At 50.7% G+C, this 21,935-nt stretch carries 13 protein-coding genes and 1 pseudogene; 10 read left to right on the top strand and 4 right to left on the bottom strand.

Annotated elements, in window-relative coordinates:
• Window positions 1–25 precede the first annotated feature (25 nt).
• From recQ to R3187_RS05105, 3 genes are all read left to right on the top strand, one after another.
• Window positions 26–1,822: a DNA helicase RecQ gene (gene recQ / locus R3187_RS05095; protein ID WP_318965624.1), complete on the top strand. Its 1,797-nt coding sequence runs from the start codon at window positions 26–28 to the stop codon at window positions 1,820–1,822.
• Window positions 1,823–1,956: 134 nt separating this feature from the next.
• Window positions 1,957–4,059, top strand: coding sequence for a diguanylate cyclase domain-containing protein (locus R3187_RS05100; RefSeq protein WP_318965625.1), 2,103 nt, complete (start codon window positions 1,957–1,959; stop codon window positions 4,057–4,059).
• A gap of 158 nt (window positions 4,060–4,217) precedes the next feature.
• Entirely contained in the window at window positions 4,218–4,823 is a 606-nt protein-coding gene (locus R3187_RS05105; protein WP_318965626.1) for a YkgJ family cysteine cluster protein, read from the top strand.
• A 35-nt stretch (window positions 4,824–4,858) separates the two neighbouring features.
• On the opposite strand, the gene R3187_RS05110 is transcribed toward R3187_RS05105, so the two are convergent.
• Window positions 4,859–5,878: a zinc-binding alcohol dehydrogenase family protein gene (locus R3187_RS05110; protein WP_318965627.1), complete on the bottom strand. Its 1,020-nt coding sequence runs from the start codon at window positions 5,876–5,878 to the stop codon at window positions 4,859–4,861.
• 150 nt (window positions 5,879–6,028) lie between these two features.
• Between R3187_RS05110 and R3187_RS05115 the strand changes: the two genes are divergently transcribed.
• The 3 genes from R3187_RS05115 to R3187_RS05125 all read left to right on the top strand — a co-directional run bounded on the left by R3187_RS05115 (window position 6,029) and on the right by R3187_RS05125 (window position 7,769).
• Window positions 6,029–6,607, top strand: coding sequence for a YgjV family protein (locus R3187_RS05115; RefSeq protein ID WP_318965628.1), 579 nt, complete (start codon window positions 6,029–6,031; stop codon window positions 6,605–6,607).
• Between the two features lie 202 nt (window positions 6,608–6,809).
• Window positions 6,810–7,130, top strand: a complete 321-nt coding sequence (locus R3187_RS05120) for a hypothetical protein (protein WP_318965629.1) — start codon at window positions 6,810–6,812, stop codon at window positions 7,128–7,130.
• A 78-nt stretch (window positions 7,131–7,208) separates the two neighbouring features.
• Window positions 7,209–7,769 (top strand): CBS domain-containing protein, encoded by a 561-nt coding sequence (locus R3187_RS05125; RefSeq protein WP_318965630.1) that lies wholly within the window; start codon window positions 7,209–7,211, stop codon window positions 7,767–7,769.
• Between the two features lie 55 nt (window positions 7,770–7,824).
• On the opposite strand, the gene R3187_RS05130 is transcribed toward R3187_RS05125, so the two are convergent.
• The gene (locus R3187_RS05130; protein WP_318965631.1) at window positions 7,825–9,942 is read right to left on the bottom strand and encodes an EAL domain-containing protein; all 2,118 of its coding nucleotides are present in this window, start codon (window positions 9,940–9,942) and stop codon (window positions 7,825–7,827) included.
• Between the two features lie 360 nt (window positions 9,943–10,302).
• On the opposite strand from R3187_RS05130, the gene R3187_RS05135 reads away from it, so the two are divergent.
• Window positions 10,303–14,100 carry a CHASE domain-containing protein gene (locus R3187_RS05135; RefSeq protein ID WP_318965632.1) on the top strand — a complete coding sequence of 1,266 codons (3,798 nt, stop codon included), beginning with the start codon at window positions 10,303–10,305 and terminating at the stop codon, window positions 14,098–14,100.
• A gap of 183 nt (window positions 14,101–14,283) precedes the next feature.
• Window positions 14,284–16,362 (top strand): S9 family peptidase, encoded by a 2,079-nt coding sequence (locus R3187_RS05140; RefSeq protein WP_318965633.1) that lies wholly within the window; start codon window positions 14,284–14,286, stop codon window positions 16,360–16,362.
• A 218-nt stretch (window positions 16,363–16,580) separates the two neighbouring features.
• On the opposite strand, the gene R3187_RS05145 is transcribed toward R3187_RS05140, so the two are convergent.
• Both R3187_RS05145 and R3187_RS05150 read right to left on the bottom strand, forming a co-directional pair.
• A complete protein-coding gene (locus tag R3187_RS05145) occupies window positions 16,581–17,555 on the bottom strand; it encodes a DUF4862 family protein (protein ID WP_318965634.1) in 975 nt (324 codons plus the stop codon).
• A 42-nt stretch (window positions 17,556–17,597) separates the two neighbouring features.
• Complete coding sequence (locus tag R3187_RS05150) at window positions 17,598–17,906, bottom strand: hypothetical protein (RefSeq protein ID WP_318965635.1); 309 nt, start codon at window positions 17,904–17,906, stop codon at window positions 17,598–17,600.
• Between the two features lie 178 nt (window positions 17,907–18,084).
• Between R3187_RS05150 and R3187_RS05155 the strand changes: the two genes are divergently transcribed.
• Together R3187_RS05155 and R3187_RS05160 are read left to right on the top strand one after the other, a co-directional pair.
• Window positions 18,085–20,889, top strand: coding sequence for an AsmA family protein (locus R3187_RS05155; RefSeq protein WP_318965636.1), 2,805 nt, complete (start codon window positions 18,085–18,087; stop codon window positions 20,887–20,889).
• Between the two features lie 217 nt (window positions 20,890–21,106).
• Window positions 21,107–21,628 (top strand): annotated as a pseudogene (locus R3187_RS05160) (type II toxin-antitoxin system death-on-curing family toxin); the annotation flags it as partial.
• Window positions 21,629–21,935 lie beyond the last annotated feature (307 nt).

The following is a 21,935-nucleotide window of genomic DNA, read 5'->3' on the forward strand; positions in this document are numbered from 1 at the left end:
TTTTTTTTCAGGGTTTAAACGGCGCGTGTCAGAACAGTTATTAGCCACTCTTAAACAAGCTTTCGGTTACAGTGCCTTTCGGGATGGCCAGGCCGAAGTTATTGCCGCCGCCTTACATGGCCGCGACAGCTTTGTGCTGCTGCCGACAGGAGGCGGTAAATCGCTGTGTTATCAGTTGCCAGCGCTGCACTTGCCACAAGTAACCATAGTGGTATCACCGCTGATGTCGCTGATGAAAGATCAGGTCGATGCCCTTAAAGCTAACGGTATAGCGGCCGAGTTTGTTAACAGTAGCCTGAGCCGCGAGGCGGTACTTGAAGTATTCGCCCGCCTGCGCCGCGGCGAGTTAAAACTGTTGTATGTCGCGCCGGAGCGGTTATTACAGCCAGCCTTTTTAGACCGGCTAAGCGATGTCGGCGTCAGCCTGTTCGCGATTGATGAAGCGCACTGTATTTCACAGTGGGGCCATGATTTTCGGCCCGACTATATGGCGCTGGCACTATTAAAACAGCGTTTCCCGGCCGTGCCGCTGATGGCCCTGACGGCCACTGCCGATATCGCCACCCGTCAGGATATTGTCCAGCAGCTGACCTTGCACAACCCCTGCATTTATACCGGCAGTTTCGACCGGCCCAATATCCGCTATACGGTGCAGGAGAAATTCCGGCCGCTGGAACAGGTTGTCAGCTATTTAAAAGAGCAGGAAGGCAGCGCCGGCATTATTTATTGCAGCTCCAGACGTAAAGTGGATGAGCTGAGCGGTCAGCTGTCTGAACGCGGTTTTAAGGTGGCTGCTTATCATGCCGGCCATGACAGTGAACAACGTGGCCGGGTGCAGGATGATTTTAAACGGGATGATATTCAGATCATCGTTGCCACCGTCGCCTTTGGCATGGGGGTCAATAAATCCAATATCCGTTTTGTTATCCACTTTGAGCTGCCGCGCACCATCGAGGCCTATTATCAGGAGACCGGCCGCGCCGGCCGCGATGGCGTGCCGGCCGAAGCGCTGATGCTATTTGACCCGGCAGACATTACCCGGATGAAACGCTGGCTGGAAGCAGAAGAAAACCCGGCCCGGGCAGCAGTGGCCTGGCAACGCTTTCAGGCGATGGCAGCCTTTGCTGAGGCGCAAACGTGCCGCCGGCTGGTATTACTTAATTATTTTGGTGAAGCGAGACAGCAGCGCTGTGGTAACTGTGATATCTGTCTGAACCCGCCGCAGCAGTTTGATGCCACTGAACTGGCCCGGAAGGCATTGTCATGTGTGTACCGGGTAGAGCAAAGCTATGGCATGGCCCATGTTATTGAAGTACTGCGCGGCAGTCAGAACCAGAAAATCCGTGAACTGGGCCATGACACCCTCAGCACCTGGGGCCTGGGCAAAGATCACAGCCACGATTACTGGCTCAGTGTCTTGCGCCAGTTGGTGCATTTTGGTTATCTGCAGCAGGATATAACCCGAAATTCTGTACTGCAGTTACTGCCGGCAGCAAGGCCGTTGCTGCGCGGTGAAACCAGCTTACAACTGGCTGTACCGCGCTTACAAAGCAGCCAGAAAGTAACCGCTAAACTGGGCAATCAGAAATATGACCGGGCCTTGTTCGGCCGCTTGCGCACCTTGCGTAAACAGCTGGCCGAGCGCGACGATGTGCCGCCTTTTGTCGTATTCAGTGATGCGACCCTGATTGATATGTGCCAGCGCCTGCCAACGGATAACAGTAGCATGCTGGCGGTGTCCGGAGTGGGCAATACCAAACTGAGCCGCTACGGCAGCGAGTTTATTACCGAAATAAGCGATTATCTGGCCAGCCATGGCTAAGCCCTGATGTTATTTTTGTATAGCTAAAACGTAATTAATTAAGTTAAGCTGCAGATATCGTTGTGCCGTAGTTGACCATATTGTGCTAACATTGCGGCTGTTTTCGCATGTTTGCCTGCCAATGGAGAGCATCAGTGGTGCCAGTAAAACCCTGGTTGTATGTCTTGCTGCTGTGGCTATGCAGCTGGCCGCTGGCCGCCTCCCAAACCGAAACTAACCGGCTTAGCGTTGATACCAGCAGCAAAGCCGGCCTGCAATACCTGTACTATCTGAATGCTGATGACAATCTGACCCTGGATGACATTCTGGCTGATCCGGCTTACAACCATAGCTTTCAGGCAGTACAGGGCGATAAACGGATCCTGGTAAGCGATCATAAACCGGTCTGGTTTAAAGCCCGGCTACGCAATGCCAGTAAACAACAGGCAACATGGTTACTGGAATACAATTTCCCGATGGTGGATAAGCTTGAGGTATATCAGGTTGATCGGGCCAGTAAAGATATTGAACTGCTGAACCGCACCGGTAATGACTACCCCTTTTCGGAGCGGGCGCTGCCGTACCGGGGCTATATTACCGAATTGCACTTTAACCCGGAGCAGGAGTTTGATTTGTACCTGCGGGTAGAAGATGCCGCCATTATCCCCAGTGACATGACCCTGTGGCAACCGAACGCTTTTATCAGCGTGCAGCAAGGCAACGCGATATTTGATGGCGTACTCAGCGGTATTCTGCTGATGCTGTCCCTGCACAGTTTTATCATGTTTAATCAGCTGCGCCAGCGCCAGCGCTTGTATCAGGGGTTGTTCTTCGCCTGTTTTGCCATGGTACTGGCCATTCTGAACGGCCTGGCCTTTCCGTTATTATGGCCGGATAACCCGGCGATTAACCTGGCGGTGCTTTACATTTTTGCCGGTTTATCCCTGCTGTGCCTAAACCTGTTTATCCGCGCCAGGCTGGAGCAACCACTGTCGTTTATGTGGCATAAGGTCCACATTTTTAATAATTTACTGGCCTTGAGCCTGCTGTTCAGCCCATTGCTTATCGGCGGTGAATGGCGCTTCTGGCTGCTGCTGGGCAGTATTATTGTGGTGATAAGCAGCAATATTCTGCTTACGCTGCACTATGCGGTGGCGGGTCAGAAAAGTGCGCGCTCGCTGGCCCTTGCCTGCTTTTTCCTGCTGTTAAGTGCGGCGATTCTGACGATGGCACAACTGGGCTATTTTAAGCAGCTACTGGAATGGCATTATTTAACCCTCCTGCTGATCTTACTGTGTATGACGGTGATCCACTTCAGCCTCGATCATATTCATGCTGAACTGACCACAGACCACGAATCAATGCGGGAACTGGCAAAATATAAAACATTGTTTCATCAGGCAGCAGAAGGCCTGTTTGTTGGCAATGCCGAAGGCAAGCTGCTGGATGCCAATCTGGCGTTATTACAGATCCTAGGCTATCGGCAAATCAGTGAGTTGCGCCAGGATGTCGGTGGCCACGGCATGGCCCGTTTTTACGCCAATCCCAGTGATCGGCAGGATTTTATTACTCAGCTACATAAGTTTGGCCAGCAACAGGCAGAAATCCGCGGATTGCGGGCCGATCGCAGTCCGTTCTGGGCACTGTTATCTGCCAGGCTGGTGCCGGCAACAGCAACCGAGCCAGCCTTTATTCATGGCTCGGTGATTGACATCAGCAAGCAAAAGCTGGCCTACGAGCAGCTGAGTTATCAGGCAAACCATGATGCCATTACCGGCCTGTATAACCGCCATTATTTACTGCAGCAACTTACCCGCAGTCTGTATCAGGGCGCCAAACGAAACAGTAGCCTGCTGTTTATTGATGTTGCTCAGTTTAATGATATTAATACCCGGCTGGGCCATAGCGCCGGCGACAGCCTGTTAAAACAACTTGGCCAGCATCTGGCACAGAATTTAGCCCCGGCCGATATGCTGGCCCGGCTGGAAAAAGATCAGTTTGGGTTATTGTCACCCGGCAAAAATGCCAATGAGGCGCTGGTTATTGCCTATCGCTTGATTGATCAGGTCAAAGGGTTCGACTTCAACTGGCAGCAGCAACACTACAGCATCAGCATTAACATTGGGATCCGGGTGATTGATAACAGCCGGCAGGACAGTGCCAGCTTTTTAATGCAGGCAGCCGCCGCGGCCGCCAGTGCCAGAGAGAAAGGTCAGAACCGGATCCACCTGTTTACTGAGCCTACACATGTCAGTTGACTGTTTGCTAGCTGACGAGGTACAACAAACCGGTAAACTCTTGATTATATTTGCAGCGCCCCCTTGCTGAGCTGATCCGGCTCAGCGTAGAATGGCGCCGCGACAATCCGTCGTTTCTTTATTAAGCAAACCCTTTATGTATTTCGTTCGGAGTCTGTATGCAACGGCTGCGTGAATTATCGCGTCGTGTTGAGGCTGTGTATGGCGAAATAGCGGAAACCTACAGCAACTATCAGCAACGCCTGGGCTTACAATGCCGCAGTGGCTGTGGTGAGTGCTGTCTGGCACCGACTATTGAGGCAACGGTACTGGAAATGTTGCCGCTGGCATTGCACCTGTTTGACCAGGGCAAAGCCGAACAAACACTTGACCAACTCGGCCAGTTAACTGAGCCTCAGGGCTGTTTTTTCTATCAGAAGTTGTCATTTGATGGCAAACAGGGCCAATGCAGTGTGTACCAGCAACGTCCCAGTATTTGCCGGATGTTTGGCGCAGCGGGTTATCGTGATAAAACCGGCCAGACGTCACTGTCGGTCTGCAAAACCATTAAAACAGATAACCCGCTAAAATATCAGCAGGGTCTGATTATGTTGCAAAGCTCGCCACCGCCACTGATGATGCACAGTAAAGAGCAGATTAATGAGTTGGATTATCAACTCGGCAACAGGCATTACCCTATTAATACCGCATTGCAACTGGCGTTAGAGCAGGTGTTATTTAAAGCCAGCTACAGCTTTGAGCATGATGAGCTGCAAATTGCCTGATAATGGTCTCTGAGATCTGAGTTAAGCCGGGCCGGCTAAAAACCGGCCAGCACCACTTTACCAATGGCTTTACCACTTTCCAGTAACGCATGGGCCTGACGCAAATTAGCGGCATTAATCACCCCAAGCGTTTGTTGCAAGGTAGTTTTGAGCTGGCCCTGCTCTATCAGCCGGCTTAAATCGGTTAACAGCTGATGCTGCAAATGCATATCAGCCGTGGCAAACAGCGAGCGGGTAAACATAAATTCCCAGTGCAGCGAAATGCTTTTTTGCTTTAGCGGCATAATATCAAGCCCGCCGACCGGGTCGTCAATCAGTGCCAGTTTGCCCTGGGGTGCCAGCAATTGTACCAGCTCAGGGTAGTGCTGCTCAGTATGGGTTAAACTGGCGACATGGCTGACCGAGTCGATACCAAGCTCTGCCAGTTGCGGTTGTAACGGCTTGCTGTGGTCCACCACATAATGCGCGCCCAGTGCTTTGACCCAGGCCTGGCTTTCCGGCCGCGATGCAGTCGCCACAATACAGACGCTGGTCAGTTTGCGTGCCAGTTGCACCAGCACCGAGCCAACGCCGCCAGCCGCACCGGTGATCAGTAGCATTGGCCGTGGATATTTCAGGCTGGGCTGGTTTAACTCCAGCCGGTCAAACAACAATTCCCAGGCAGTGATCGCGGTAAGTGGCAACGCAGCCGCTTCGGTATAACTTAAATTCGCCGGCATCAGTGCCACCAGCCGTTCATCAACTAACTGATACTCCGCATTAGAGCCACTGCGATTGAGTGCGCCGGCGTAATAAACCTTGTCGCCTGGCTTAAACATGCTGACCTCATCGCCACAGCCAACCACTTCGCCGGCTGCATCCCAGCCCAGTACCTTATATTCACCTGCGGGGGGTGTCAGCTTTTTACGGATTTTGGTATCGACCGGGTTAACTGAAACCGCAGCCACTTTTACCAGCACATCGCGGCCCGACGCAACCGGTTGCGGTAACTCTATATCCAGTAACGCAGCCGGGTCGTTGATAGCCAGTGAGTGCTGATAACCTACTGCTTTCATGCTTAATCCTTAGTTGGCGCTATTACTGCAAGACTATCAGAAAACAGGCAGACAGCCAGCTGCCTGCTGATTTATTTACTGACTTTATACCAATAACGAACCGCGTGCAGTTATATGTTATACCGATGCTGTCAGGCAAGGCGACGGCCAATGGCGTATGATAGCAACCGTTATTTATCTGCTGCCGGGAATATTTTGTCAGAACTCAGTGTATTTTTTTTGGCGTCTCAGTTGCTTGCTGCGGTTGCATTTGCCAGCGGCATCTTCGCGTTCTGGCAGCAGCAGCGCAGCGCCATGCTGAAATTCTGGTTTATTTCCGCATTGCTGAATGCCAGCCATTTTGCTTTGCTGGGTCAGTATGAAGCCGCCTTATTTGTTGGCTTGACGGCTATCCGCTTTCTGGTGGCCGCCATTCAGCCGCGCCGGCACTGGATGCTGCTGTTTATGGCAGGCGCCACCTTTATTCTGCTGGCCAGCTACAGCAGTCCGCTGAATTTACTGCCTTATGCCGCCGCCATGCTGGGTACCTACGGCAGTTTTCAAACCCGGCTTGGCCGGGTACGGTTATGTATGGCCATGGGCGCCAGCTGCTGGATTATTCACAATATTCTGGTGGGCTCACCGGTAGCAGTGCTGATGGAGCTGGCATTTTTGCTCAGTAATCTGGTTGGTTTCATTCGTGCCCGCAGGCTGGCAGCTAATCTGGCTGGCGGTAATCAGGCTGGCTAAGCCCTGTTTATAACAACCATACTGGTAAAACCCTTTCTGACCTGCACCAATGGCAGCTGGTCGCAAGGCGCCATTATATTTTGTCCTGCCTCTTGCCAATATCAGCAGCCAGGCTCATTATCAGCTAAACCCAACGGCAACTGCCTTCCGGCAGATGCGTTGGCGTAATTGCCAGTCAATAACGGAAATTAAAAGTAACCTGATGATGCGTTGGTTTAGTGCTGTTGCCTTCATGTTTTACCTGTGCCTGCTGGTCACCCCGCAGGTGGCCAGTGCTCATGCGCCGCATTTAACCCCGCTAGCCGATAGCCAGTTACTGGCAGTAAGCCCGTTAACCGGTCAGGCCAGCCTGATCAGTGAACAGGACAGCGGTGATGATAACGATAACAGCCTACAACTAAGCAACACCAACGCACCACTGTTGTTCAATCTTGCTGTTAGCAGCCTGCCTGGGGCAATAGCCCTGCCCCAACCCAAAGCCGCCCATCCGGTGCGGGCACCACCGTCAGCTTCCCTAGCCTAAAACGTTTGTGGCATTTATGCCCTATTAAAACTTTTTATTCGCCAGCACGGCCTCTGCATGCTGGCAGCGAGGAAGACCATGAAAACTTTAGCCTTATTTGCAGTAGAACCTATTGACCATTTAGTCCAGCCAGGCCAGTTTGATCCGGCCAGATTAACCTCTCCGGCGTTACAACTGGTGACAGACTTTAAACACAGTACACCCGATATGATCAGTGAAAATCTGGCAGCCAGTGATGTGCTGGCCTTAATGCAGCTGGAACGTTGTAAGCTGAAACTGGTGGTGGATGAGCAGGGCGAACTAAGCGGCATTATCCATCTGGAACAATTATCCGATCAGGCTATTATGCGCCGGGTAGCGCTGGGCGACAGCCGGCGCGATATTAAAGTCGCCGATTTAATGCTGCCCCGGCAACGGATTAAAGCACTGGCCTGGCAACAGTTGCAGCATTGCACTATTGCCGATGTATTAAATACCCTGCAATCAAGTGGCGAACAACATTGTGTGGTGGTAGACAGGGAATCGCATCTTATCCGCGGCGTCATCAGCGCTCAGGATATTGCAAGGCGCTTGCATCTGCCGCTGCACATTCGACAGACACCGACCTTTTTGCAATTATTTGACAGCGTTAGCGCCTAAGCTCCGGCGGGCACGTAAAGAACCAGCGGCGCGAAAAAACGGCAGGCTGGCAGGCTTAATCAGATGCCTTGCCAGCCTGCAAATAGCACATAAAATTATCAGCCGGTAGCGGCTTGCTGTAATAATAGCCCTGACCATAACAACACCCTAATGCCAATAAAGCGGCCTGGTGTTCGGCAGTTTCAACACCCTCCGCCACCAGCGCTATCTGCATCGATTGCCCCAGCAAAATTATAGTTTTCACAATGGCATAGTCGTTTTTATCAGCTAACATGTCTTTGACAAATGACATATCAATTTTCAGCACGTCCACTTTAAATTGCTTAAGATAGGCCAGGCTGGAATAACCGGTGCCAAAATCATCGATCGCGATGCTAATGCCCAACGCCCGAAACTGACTTAAGGTTTTTGCGGTTTGGCCGGGGTTGTCAATCAGTGCTGTTTCAGTGACTTCCAGTTCCAGCAGCTCGGGCGCCAGCCTGTATTCCTGCAATAAGTGCTCGATTAATCCCAATAAACCGGGATCGGTGAACTGCGCGGCGGCAATATTGACTGATACCGGTATGGTAATTCCTGCGTGTTGCCAGCGGGCACTTTGCTGACAGGCTTTAATTAAAACGGTTTTACCCAGCGGGATAATCAGACCGGTTTCTTCAGCCAGCGGGATAAATTCTGCAGGAGACATTAACGTGCCATTCTGGTTACGGATCCTTACCAATGCTTCGGCACCGATAATGCTACCGTCAGCGAGCGAGACTTTTGGCTGAAAGTGCACTTCCAGCCGTTCTTCCGCAATGGCTTCACGTAAGCTTTGTTCCTGCTGATGGCGTTGCAACATCCGCTGGCCCAGCTCGTCAGAAAAAAAACAGTAGCGGTTACGTCCCTCTTGCTTAGCTTTGAACAGTGCCACGTCTGCATGGCGCAGCAGGGTTTCGGCATCGCTGGAATCAGTTGGATAAAGACTAATACCCATGCTTAACGACATAGTGTATTTTTTATTATTTAATTCATACGGTTGCCTGGATATGCGGGCTATGTTTTGCGCCAGATTACTAATTTGTTCGACTTGCACTATGTCAGGATAAATCAGCACAAACTCATCACCCCCTATTCTTGCCAGGGTATGTTCAGGTTCAAGGATCGATTGTAATCTTTTAACCAGCAGCTGCAGCAACTCATCGCCGGATTGATGCCCAAGAGAATCATTCAGGAATTTGAACTGATCAACATCAATCAGGATCAGGCCCACTTTGCGCTCTATCATCGTCGCCAGGCAGCAGGCCTGCTCCAGTCTGTCATGTAGCAGGATCCGGTTAGGTAAACCGGTTAGCGGGTCATGGTTAGCCAGAAAGCTCATTTTGGTAGCCAGCGCTTTTGCTTCGCCGACATCATGAAACACGATGATGGCTCCGAGCATTTTGCCATCCAGATCAAATATGGGTGCAGCAGAATCCTCTACCGCTGTAGATTGCAACGTATTGCAATGCACCAACTCACAATCCAGTGCCATAGCAACATTGCGCTGCTCTTTTAGCGCCAGAATAATCGGGTTTAACGACGGCTGTTTAGTTTCCGCGTCGCGCAGCAACATGACTTCATTGATTGGCTTACCCATGGCATCAGCCTGGTGCCAACCTGTCATCCGCTCAGCAATTGGGTTCATAAAGGTGATAACAGCGTCGGTATCAGTGGCAATCACGGCATCACCGATACTATTTAACGTTACCTGTAAGCGTTGTTTTTCAGCATAAAGGTGCTGCTTACTTTCAAGCAACGCTTTCGCCTGTTGCTGCAACAATAAGTGGTTTTGCACCCGTAAACGGCAGATTGCGCGGTTAAAAGGCCGGCCAATAAAATCGATGGCGCCGTACGCCAACGAATTAAATTCGACTTCCGCTTCAGTATGCGCTGAAATAAAAATGACCGAAATGCCAGAAGTAAGAGGGTTATTTTTTAGCAACTTGCATACCTCAAAACCACTGATGCCAGGCATTTCGATATCAAGCAGGATAATGTCCGGTTGCAGTACCAATGCTTTGCTAAATGCCTGGGTGCTATCATCAACAAAGTAAATATCAGCCAGCCCTTCCAGCATATCACTAAGCAGGGCAATGTTAGCTGGCTTATCGTCTACGATTAGCAGGGTGGGCGTGGTACTGGCAGCTGTCTCCATTGAGGTTACGTCCTGTAATATTACCGATTTCAGTAATAGCTTAGTCAATGGTTTTTGATGTGCCAATATATAACACAAATGACACAAGGTTTTGCATCTAATTAAATTTAATTAACATTGAGACGGCAGGGCCCGGTAATTAGGGCATAAGGTTTGGGGTAGTTTCGGCACGATGGCGGCAGACAAATTAGCCCGACAGGCATTGGTGCTGTCTGATAACGTGCAAAATCTGTTGTTTTACACCACGCAAAGCTGGGCTTAAACAACTGCTCCCGGCACAAGCCGGTTTGTTTATCTGGTCGCGTCGCTGCTGCCAGGCTATTGCAAGATTCTTTGCCAACCGCCACTCTGGGGAAATAAATGTTATTAGAAGAGCATCAAAAGAAGACAAAAGTTAAACAGTTTTTATTTTCACTGTGGCTGCCGGTCAGTTTGCTGCTACTTGGCTCCTTTGTCGCAGAGCGGGCCGTTGATAAAGAGAAAGTGCAACAACAGCAGCGAATAGAATTGGCCGTGCAGTCACGCTTGAATCAGATTAGTGAAGGAGTAAGAGAAAAAGTTACCCTTTACCAGTATGGCTTACGCGGTACTCGTGGCGCAGTGATGGCATCATCCCCGGAAAAATTTAGCTACTCTCTGCTGCAGGAATATACCGATACCAGAAATTATCCGCTGGAATTCCCGGGGGCACGCGGTTTTGGTTTTATACGCTACGTTTCGCAGGAAAACCTGACTGATTTTGTCAATGCTGCAAAAAATGAGCGGCCGGATAAAACGTTTACCATCCGTCAACTGGCCCCGCACAGCACCAGTCTGCTGGTGATTCAATATATTGAGCCGGAGCACCATAATAGAGAGGCTATCGGGCTGGATATCGGCTCTGAAGCTATGCGGCGCAATGCTGCACTTAGTGCTGCACGCAACAATGCCGTTCAGTTAACTGCGCCCATTACCCTGGTACAGGCAGAGCAAAAGAGCCAGCAGGGTTTTTTGATCCTTCTTCCTGTTTATAACATCAGTCCCGCGCCAACGACCGAGCAGGAGCGGCTTAACCACATTTTTGGCTGGAGTTATGCAGCATTGCTGATTGACGAAGTACTTAGCAGCTTTACTGGTCTGGGCCCGGATATTGTTTTAACGATCAGTGATATTACAGATGATCAGAATATCAACTTCTATCAGCGGGGTGAAACAGCCGCGGCACTAATTCAACATCAACAACAGGCTAAGCTCAACCTGTTTGGCAGACAATGGCGCTTAAACCTGGCACCCACGGCACAGTTTATCACTGCGCTGGCGTTGCCTTCTTACCATATTTTGTACTGGGAGATCCTGGGCTTAACCTTTTTAATTGCGCTTATCGTATTTATCCTGCAATTACTTTTAATACGTCGCAAACAAATGGCATTGCACAAAGCTGAATTATCGGCGTTAAAAGAAGCATCGTTACAACAAGCAAATACTGAACTTGAATCTGAAGTTGCCCGCCGTACTGCTGAAATCAGCCAAGTGAATGCATTACAACGCACCATTTTACAAAGTGCCGGTTACGCCATAATCGCCACCGATGCAGATGGTGTAATTACCTTGTTTAACCCTGCTGCGGAACAACTGTTAGGTTTCAGCGCTGCAGAGATGATTGGCAAAAAGACACCGGCTGCTTTTCATCTTGAACATGAAATTGAGCAACGCGCAGCTAAACTGAGTCAGGAATTAGCTACTGATGTGGCTGTAGGCTTTGAAACCTTTGTTGCAAAAGCCAGGCTGGGCGAAAATGACGTAAATCGCTGGACCTATGTGACCAAATCCGGCGAACATATCGCGGTGCGTTTAAATGTGAGCAGCCTGGTAAATACCGAAGGTGATATCTTTGGCTATCTGGGTATCGCGTATGACTTAACCGAGCAAATGCGTCGGGAGCAGGAGCTTGCCACAGCCAAAGAACTGGCTGACAGCGCAAATAAAGCTAAATCCGACTTTCTGGCAAATATGAGCCATGAAATACGCACGCCGATGAATGCAATTCTCGGGCTGCTGCAACTCACCCAGAAAACCGATCTTGATAACCGCCAGGCAGACTATGTCGATAAAACTCACCGGGCAGCGCAATCATTGTTGTCATTGCTGAACGATATACTGGACTTTTCCAAAGTGGAATCGGGTAATCTGGAACTCGATAATCACCCGTTCAGCCTGGCTACCCTGATGCAGGATGTGGGTATCATTTTATCATCCGCTACCCAGGATAAAGATATTGAAGTGCTTTATCGGATTGCTGCAGATGTGCCCGACCAGCTCAGTGGCGATAGCCTGCGGATTAAGCAGGTACTGCTGAATATTATCGGCAATGCTATAAAGTTTACTGAGCAAGGTGAAGTTGTTGTTACTATTGGCGTGACTCTTACCGTCTCTGACAATATTGTGTTGAATGTCCAGGTTCGGGATACCGGCATTGGTATGACCGAACAGCAGCAAGCTGTCATTTTCAGTGGTTTTCATCAGGCCGAATCCTCTATCAGTCGCCGGTTTGGTGGCACCGGGCTTGGTCTGGCGATCAGTAAACGGTTAGTAAATCTGATGGGCGGCACCATACAGGTTCAGAGTAGTTTCGGCGCCGGTAGCAAGTTTTCATTTAGTATGCCGTTAAAGCAAATAAGTGAGCAGCTGATCACCCCAACGAAGAATAATGCGGTAAGTGATTTTCATGTGTTGATCGTTGATGACAATGCCAGTGCCAGGGAGATCCTGCAGGAAATGTGTACTATGTTGGGCTGGACTGCTGACTGTGCCCACAGTGGCGCTCAGGCTTTACCCATGTTGAACATGGCTCTGAGCGAAAATTCGCCCTATACCTTGTTGTTAGTCGACTATAAAATGCCGGCAATGGATGGGGTAACCTTCGCCGAGGTGGTTCGAAACACCCCTGATCTGCCTTTTGCGCCCATTATTGTTATGGTGACTGCCCACGGGCGCGAACTATTGACTAAACATCAGAATTTCAGCAGCGATCTGCTGGATGGTTTTTTAATTAAACCGGTTACTCCTGACGTCATGCTGCAAACTGTGCAAACCATAGCGCATGGCACGTTAGAAAAGACTGATATTAAAAACCCGCAATTGATAAAACAACCCTTACATGGTCTGCAAATTCTGTTGGTGGAAGATAATTTAACCAACCAACTTGTGGCGATTGAATTGTTGCAGGCTGAAGGTGCCACCATCACCCCGGCAGAAAGTGGCGAGCGGGCGCTGGAAATACTGGCAAATCCTGATGCAGTTTTTGATGTTATTCTGATGGACATTCAGATGCCGCAAATTGATGGCTATGAAACGACCCGCCGGATCCGGCGTAATACCACGTTAAAACAAGTTCCTATAATTGCTATGACTGCAAACGCGCTGCCGTCTGACAAAGCAGCATGTCTTGCAGCAGGGATGAATGATCATATTGCTAAGCCATTCTCATTACAGGAAGTTATTGATAAGGTTTGCCATTATTGCCAGCATAAAGCACTGGCAGTGCAACAATCAAACACCGGCAAACCGCTGGTAGATGCGCCGTTGCTGGCATATTGCACCAAAAATAATATTGGGATCACTAGTGCTTTGCAGCGGCTGGGCGGCAATTTGGCACTATATTTCAAACTAGCCCGGCAACTGCAACAAGATATTGAGTCTGCGATGGATTCGCTAACGGCAGCCGAACCCGATCTGAATTTGCATTTACTCTGTCATAGCCTGAAAAGCGCGGCCGCAACGGTCGGATTTAATAACATGGCTGATATTGCGGCTCAGTTTGAGCAACAATCCGCTAAGGCTGCCGCAACGGGCAAACTGTCAAACCAACTATTAATTGAAACCTGTCAGCTTAGCCTGCAGCAACTGGCTGCACTGTTGCAATTTGAAGTTATCAACGGGCCATCAGCTGTTACACCACCAATCATCAATAGTGAGCAGCTGCTGGAAAACATGCAGACCCTGCTGCGCCATCTTAATAACGCCAATATGGCTGCAACTATTTTATTCAAAAAGATCCAATACGAATTAGTTAAACTTGATCCAAAGCTGGCAGCGGCCTTAGCCGAACGTATATCGATACTGGCTTTTAAGGACGCAGCAGCAATACTTCAGCAACTGCTTAATAAAAAATCAGAGTGATGAATGCCTGAAACAAAAATAGAGCGGTATTTAGCCGGCATTGGCAAAGCGACAACTTAAGTTGTCGATGATCAGTCTGCCCCAGGTTGCGCCAGGCGCTAAAAACTACCAGCTGGTCGCGGCATATTTGAACCTTAACGGCAAAACAGGTAGCTTAGCCGTTAAGGTTTTTACAATGAGACGATGCCCGTGAAACATACCCCATTAGCGATTAAACTTATTGCCGGCGCGCTGCTCAGCAGCGCCCTGCTTTATACCGTGCCGGCTGTGGCCAGCACCACTACCAGCCAATATTTTGAAGCTGAAGATATTTTTGCGCTGGAGTACGCCAGCGAGGTGCAAATATCGCCGGACGGCAGCCAGATTGTCTATGTGCGGGCCAGCAACGATATTATGACCGACAGCACCCGTAACAGTTTGTGGTTGCTGGATGTCAAAACCGGCAAACAGCTACCAATGTTTGCTGACAATTTTAACTACAGCCAGCCGCGCTGGTCCCCCGATGGTAAAAAACTGGCCTTTATCAGCAATGTCAGCGGCAGCCGCCAAATTCATCTGCACTATCTGGCCGAGAACAAAACCGCTCAGTTATCACGTTTACCGCAAAGCCCGGCCAACCTCAGCTGGTCACCGGATGGCACTCAGCTGGCGTTTACCATGAATGTGGCAGCCAGTGAAGCCGATGTGAAAAAGCGGGTAAAAAAGGTCAAAAAGCCGGAAGGCGCTAAGTGGTCAGAGTCAGCAGTCGTGCTTGACAGGGCACGTTACCAGGCCGATGGTCAGGGATTTTTAAAACCACAGTTCCGCCAGATTTTTGTGCTGCCGGCAACGGGCGGCAGTGCCCGCCAGCTGACCTCAGGCGATTTTCATCATGGCAGCGATTTAACCTTCAGCCCGGATAGTAAAGCCCTGTTGTTCTCGGCCAATTTAGACCCGGAGTGGGAATACCAGCCACGGGACAGTAACCTGTACCGGCTCGATTTAGCCAGCAATAAGCTGAGCGCGCTGACCACGATGGCCGGTGACGAATCTGCCCCGGTATTCTCGCCTGACGGTAAGCAACTGGCCTTTTTATGGAACAGCAATGCCTTAGTTCCCTATAGCAACAGCAAATTAAAAGTACTGAACCTGAGCAGCAACAATATCAATGATATCGCTGCCGACTTTGATCGCAGTATTGCCGCAGCGAACTGGCTCAGTAACCAGAGCTTTGTGGTGCAATATGATGATCGGGGCCAGCGCAAACTGGCCACGTTAAGCTACAAAGGCAAACTGACCGAGTTGACCGCCAGTTTAGGTGGGGTATCGCAACCACAGCCGTATTTAAGCGGCAGCTACTCGGTGTCTGACAACGGTATTATTGCCTACACCCACGGTACCAGCCAGCGGCCAAGCGATGTTGCCGTGCTGCAAAAAGGGAAAAGCACGGTATTAACTGCGCTGAACGAAGACTTGCTCGGCCATAAAAAGCTGGCACAGGTGCATGAGATTACTTATAAATCATCGTTTGATGGCGAGCAGATTCAGGGCTGGTATATGACGCCGCCGGATTTTGAGCCATCGAAAAAATACCCGCTGTTACTGGAAATTCATGGCGGCCCGCACCTGGCGTATGGCGCGCAGTGGAGTGCAGAAATGCAGCGCTATGCCAAAGAAGGTTATGTGGTGTTTTATGATAACCACCGTGGCAGTTCGTCTTATGGCGAGCGCTTTGCGTTATTGCTGCAGAATAAATACAGCTCGCCGGAAGATTATGCCGACCACGACAGCGGGGTAAATGCCATGCTGGAACTGGGCTTTATTGACGAAAACAACCTGTTTATCGGCGGCGGCTCGGCCGGCGGTATTGCCGCGGCTTATGCTATTGGTTTAACTAACCGCTTTAAAGCAGCTGCCGTGGTTAAGCCGGTGATTAACTGGCTGAGTAAAGTACTGACCGGCGACAGCTACCTGTATCAGACCTTTCATCAGTTCCCCGGCGTACCCTGGGAGCATGTTGAGCACTACTGGCAGCGTTCGCCGCTGAGTCTGGTAGGTAATGTGCAAACGCCAACCATTATTATCACCGGTGAGCAGGACCGCCGCACGCCGATATCTGAGTCAGAGCAATTTTATCAGGCGCTGCAGATCCGCCGGGTAGATACTGCGCTGGTTAGGATCCCCGGCTCGCCGCATGGCATTTCCAATACGCCAAGCCGGATGATTGAGAAAGTGGAATATATGCTGGCCTGGTATGAGAAATACCGCACGCCAAGTAAATAAGAAGCTAAAGCGAGCAAGTGTTGATGAACGTAAAACAGGATTACCCACGCCGACACGCCGTAAACCCATCCATGGGGGCTCGTTTATAAACTTCATCCATGAAGTTTACCCTACGGGCCAGCAAGGCTGTTTAAATGCGTTCCTTACGCATTTATCCGCCCGTACAGGGCTTCAACGGTCGGCTTAGGGTAAACCTGTTCTACTCATCGGACTAAGATTTAGCCTGCTGGTAAAAAGCGGTCCAGTATTGCCAGCGTATCGCGAACAGTGCCGATACGCTGCTCAATGGTGGCATCCAGCGGCCGGATACCGATTTTCGCGCCCAGTACTAATAAAGCTTCGGGTGTATCGCAGGCGGCCAGACAGTCGTGCATCGCCTGCTCGGTCATCCAGCTGCCCGGCTCGCCATGTTTAACCCGCTCACTTTGCTGTGGTGGCTGGTGGCTGTCACGCCAGGCACCATAGGCGCTGTCTTTGTCGGACACGCCGGAAAACATCACGCCAGTTAATACCCCGGCCGCTTGTGCTGAGTGAATATGCTGCACTGCGCCCTCTGCGTTACGGGTTTCAAACACCGAACGGCCCCAGTTAATGACCATGCCCAGTTGCAGATCTGCGGCTAAGCTGGCATTCACTGTTCCCAACACGTCCAGCTCGTCAGTCAGCGCTAAAAAGCCTTTTGATGGGGCGTGGCTGTCGACATAAGCATCACAGTGCTCAATAACAATCTTTGCGCCCTGCCAGTCCCACTGCAGCATCGTTTGCAGCGAGGCCAAAAGTGCCGCTTTGGACGATGGCGCCTTATGCCGGGCCGGTGCGGTCTGGATCATAATAGCGCGAACCGCCTGCCGGCTCAGATGACTATTCAGTTTACCGATGGCAGCACAGGCTTGTTGCATAAAGCTCAGCGCTGCTGCCCGCCCGGCTTCATCTTCGGAGGCAATGCCAAACTTAGGGTTCTGGCCCAGTGCATTCATAATGCCGGGAATACAGGTAAACACATAATCCCACTGGCTATCGATATTGGCTAAAAACCAGTTATCGTCATGTTGATGCAAGCTGCCTAAAAACGGATGCTCCAACCCTTTTATATTCGGTAAGGCTTTTAATTCGTTGTAAAAAGCGCTTTCAAGCTGCGGGTTCCAGCCGCTGTGGTTCGGTGATGCGGCATACGCGCCAAGGTAATACTTCATAGTTTGGTTCATCCGTTTGGCAGGATTAGTCGTCAAGGTTGGCTATTCATCAGGGCTGTTCAGGGTAAATACCAGATGCTTACGCATATCTTTTAGCACGATACCCTTTTTCAGCAGTAAACCACTAAGTCGCTTTTGCCAGGTTAACAACTGCGGCTGCGTGGCCGCAAGCCCGGCTTCGTCTGCAAACTGCAGCCGCACCAGCAATGAGCCGGGAAAGGCTTCATATTCCAGACTAAACCAGCACTGCACCACAGCCGGCAGTTCTGCCTGCGCCTGTTGCTCTAATGCTGTCACCGCGCTAAGCACGGCCGCCTGTTGTTTAAGTTGCACTTTGGAGAGTTTTTTCATTACTAATCAGTCTGTTAATAGAATACACATCTGTTGCACCAGTAGCAGAGTTTAGCCGGGATCGGCCTGAACGACAATCAGCAGCCTGCTTGCCATGCTCACTCAGGCAACCTGCGGGTCGACAGGAATAGTTATTGCATAAATTTCAGAAAGCTTAAGATAAGCATGGAGTCCTCTTATGCGTGCACTAAAAATTACTGGCTGGATTATCCTTGGCCTGGCAGTGGCAATCGCTGTCGCCCTTGCGGTATTACTGGTCGCGCCCAAATCTTACCTGGGTTTACTGCAAGCACAGCTAAACGCTGCTACAGGTTATCAGTTGAACGTCGATACGCTACAGGCAGACCTGTTTCCGCCGCGGCTGGCGGCCACTGATCTGCGGCTGCGCAATCCTGACATTGCTGAAAACCAGCAGCTGCTGGCGGTAGCACAACTGGAACTAAAGATTGATGCGGGCAAGTACTTTACTGCGGCACCAACCTGGTGGCAGGCCTCGGCTTCGGGCATTAAGCTGCAGGTGGCGGATCTTGACGATGGTTCAACAAACTGGAGCCGGCCGCAGGCGCAAAACCCGGCCAGCGCCAACGGCCCAGAGGGCAAAAGCGCAGCGCGCACGGCCGAAAATAGCGGGCCTTCACCGCTATTTCGCTTCTCGCAGCTTGATATCGCTGAGCTGGATTTCAGTCGTATCACCGATGATGAAGAAATAACCTTAACGGTTTCAAAGCTGCAACTGATTAAACAGCCGGAAGAGCATTTACAGGTAAAACTGGCAGCAAATTATCGCGACCAGCCGCTTAGTGCATCAGGTACCCTGGCGCTACCCCGTTCGGGCAAGGCCCGGGATGTCGACTTTACAGCGTCAGTTTTTGGCAGTGATATCACGCTAGACGGCACTATCGGCAGTGATGGCATTACCCCGGGCAAAGCCAGCTTCAGCGTGCAAAGCGCTGATCTGACAACCTTAGGCAAGCTGCTTAATCAGGATCTGAGGCCGTTTTCGCCGATAAAGCTGACAGGCAACCTGCAGGCACCTGAACCTACAAAGTGGCGCCTTGAGACGACAGGCTCTGTTGCCGGCCATAATATTAGTCTGGATGGTAAGGCCAGCAGCACCGGGGCAAGCTATACGCTGCAGCAACTGTCTGTGCAATTTGGCGCCAGCTCAGTAGCCGCCTCTGGCACCTTTAACAGCGAAAACCGCAGCATTGAAGCAGAGCTCAGCTCAGAAAAGCTGGCGCTCGACCCGCTATTAGCGTTATTTGCCAGTAACAGCAATAAACAACCCGCCAACAGCAATAGCGGCTGGGATCCTGCGCAGTTGATGCATTGGGCTGAGCAGTGGACAGTCGCCGCTGCGGTCAGGCTGGATGAGGTGCTTTATCAGCAGTATCAGGCACGGGATATGCTGCTTGATATCAATAGTGAAGCAGAAGCCATGCTGATGACTGCTGAAATCGGCAGTCTGGCTGCCACCGCTATGCAAGCATCAGCTAACAGTCTACCCGATGACAGTCAACCAGATAACAGTCAGCCAGACAGCACTTCGCCAGACAGCACTTCGCCAGACAGCTCTCAGCCAGAGAAAAATGCCGCTGACACCTCAACCCGCTGGCAGTTTGTAAGTCCGTTATCGGCCAGGATAAAACTTGGCTTTAAGCCACAGCCATCCGGTGGCTGGCCTTTGAGCGTCACCTTTAATACGACTGATATCAGCGGCGAGGTTACGACAGCTATAACACCAAATGATGTCACACTTACCCGGGGTAAACTGTCTGCTGAGATAGCAAGCTTTGCCGCAGTAAACGGTTTAAGCACCGCCAGATGGGATACCTTTCTGCCGCTGGCAATTAATGTGGATTTAAGCCGTGAGCAGTCCGTTCTGCAGTTTGATCCCTTTACGCTTGCCATTAAAGATAACGTTATAGAGGGCAATGCCACTGTTGATCGCAGCCAGACTCCGCTTGCTGTCAGCGGCAGTTTCCGCTCGTCAGAGCTGGATTTAAATAATTTTGCGACCACTTCGGCCCAGATGCTGGAAGGCAGCGGTGAGAACGTTGACAAGGACAGCGGTGACATTATCAAGGATGAACCGCTCAGCTGGAGCTGGCTTAACGCAGCCAGGGCAGATATCGGTCTGACCCTGGACGTGCTGCGCTTTAATCAGACCGTGTTCAGGGAGGTTACAACCCAGCTGACGCTAAGCGATGGCACGCTAACCATCGAGCCGTTTGATGCCAATTTATCCCAGGGTAAAGTACGGGGTCATGCCTCAGTGACGAAGACTGAAGCAGGTGGCAGTGTTGACGGCCGCTTACTGGTAGCACAGCTGACACCGGCTGATTTGGGCCAGCAAGACACCGGTTTAATTGATGGCGGTGCCACTGATTTACTGCTGGAACTGCGGGCTGAGGGTAATACTCCGCAGCAATTAGCAGCCAGTCTGAATGGCGAAATGGCGCTGGAGATCCAGGGTGCCACTATCCGCAATAACTTATTTGAAGTGATTGGCTCAGATCTTCTGCTGCGGACCATTAACTTAATCAATCCGTTTGCCAACCGCGACCCGACTACCGAGCTCGAATGCGCGGCAATGTATTTCAAAGCGGAGAAAGGTGTGTTAACCAGCCCCGATCAGTTGGTGATTGAAACCAGCAAAATAAAAATCCGCGGTGGCGGTACCATCAATCTGCGTGATGAGAGCCTGCGGATTGATTTTGTACCGACCCCACGGGACGGCCTGGGGATCAGTCTAAGTAATCTGGCGTCCGTTGTCCGGATTGGCGGTACCCTCGGCCAGCCGCAGCCGGTGGCTGATCCCTCTGGTCTGTTAAAAGCGGGCGGCACTATTGGCGCCGCTATTGCCACCGGCGGTTTATCGTTGCTGGGCCAGGGCTTATTTGACCGGATCCGTAGCGCAGGTACTGCCTGCGGCAAAATATTTGATACCGTGCCAGAGGCGATGAACGAGCAACAAAATTGACAGTAATAAACAGTTGGTTGCAGAGAAAAGCCGGCCAGATTTGTCTGTAATATCTACCCGGTTTTGTAAAATTAACAAAATTGCCAACGAACGTGTCAACGGCCTGGCGGCATGCCAATAACCTTACTGTAAAGCAAACCGCGGAGGAGTAATGCGTCAGCGAACTAATATCGACTTAGCAGCATATGGCCAACAGCAAGCTGCCGCCACTGATGAAATTGATATTTACAGCCACTATGCAGATACGTTTTTATGGTTACGGCAATATGACAGAGTGTTATGGCACGACCCACCTGCGCAACCTGGCGGTGAGCTGCCTTCACTACCAGCAGCCCGCAAGGCATTAGCGACACTAAAAGCCAGCTTAATCGCCAAAGGCGAAGCCGATGAAGATTTTGCCAACGAACGTGGCAACGGCCTGGCAGTCATATTTGCAGCGCTGCAACAACAGGTTTTTGGCGAGCCGGCCTATCCCACTGTCGAAAGTAAAGCTGCTCACCTGCTGTACTTTATCATCAAAGATTATCCTTTTACCGACGGTAATAAACGAAGTGCGGCGTTTTTGTTTGTTGATTTTCTAAAGCGTAACCAGCGGTTACTGAACCGTCAGGGGCAACCATGCATTACCGATACCGGCCTTGCTGCACTAACCCTGCTAATCGCTGAGTCAAAGGCGTGTCAGAAACACACCATAATCCAGCTGATTATGCATATGCTGGCGGTCAAGCACACCGATTAAATGTCGTCTGAAGCTATCAGACCGATATTTCCGTAATTGTCACAACTATTAAAACTGTAAGTAGCCATAAATCATTGTAAACAAGCGACAACAGATATAATGTCATCAACATCAAATTTACAAAGACGCACGAGTCCGTGTTTAAACACGGATCTTTACTCCCAAGAAGCGTTGAACTAAGCCGCTGCGCGGAGCCTTAGCAACCACCTATTATTGAACCACACTTACTCCGGGAATGTTCCCAACAGAACCGGAGAATCATCATGACCCCGTTACGCCAGGCAATGATCGACGAATGTCGGTTGCG

The sequence above is a fragment of the Arsukibacterium sp. genome, from assembly GCF_033721375.1.
Lineage (GTDB): Bacteria > Pseudomonadota > Gammaproteobacteria > Enterobacterales > Alteromonadaceae > Alishewanella.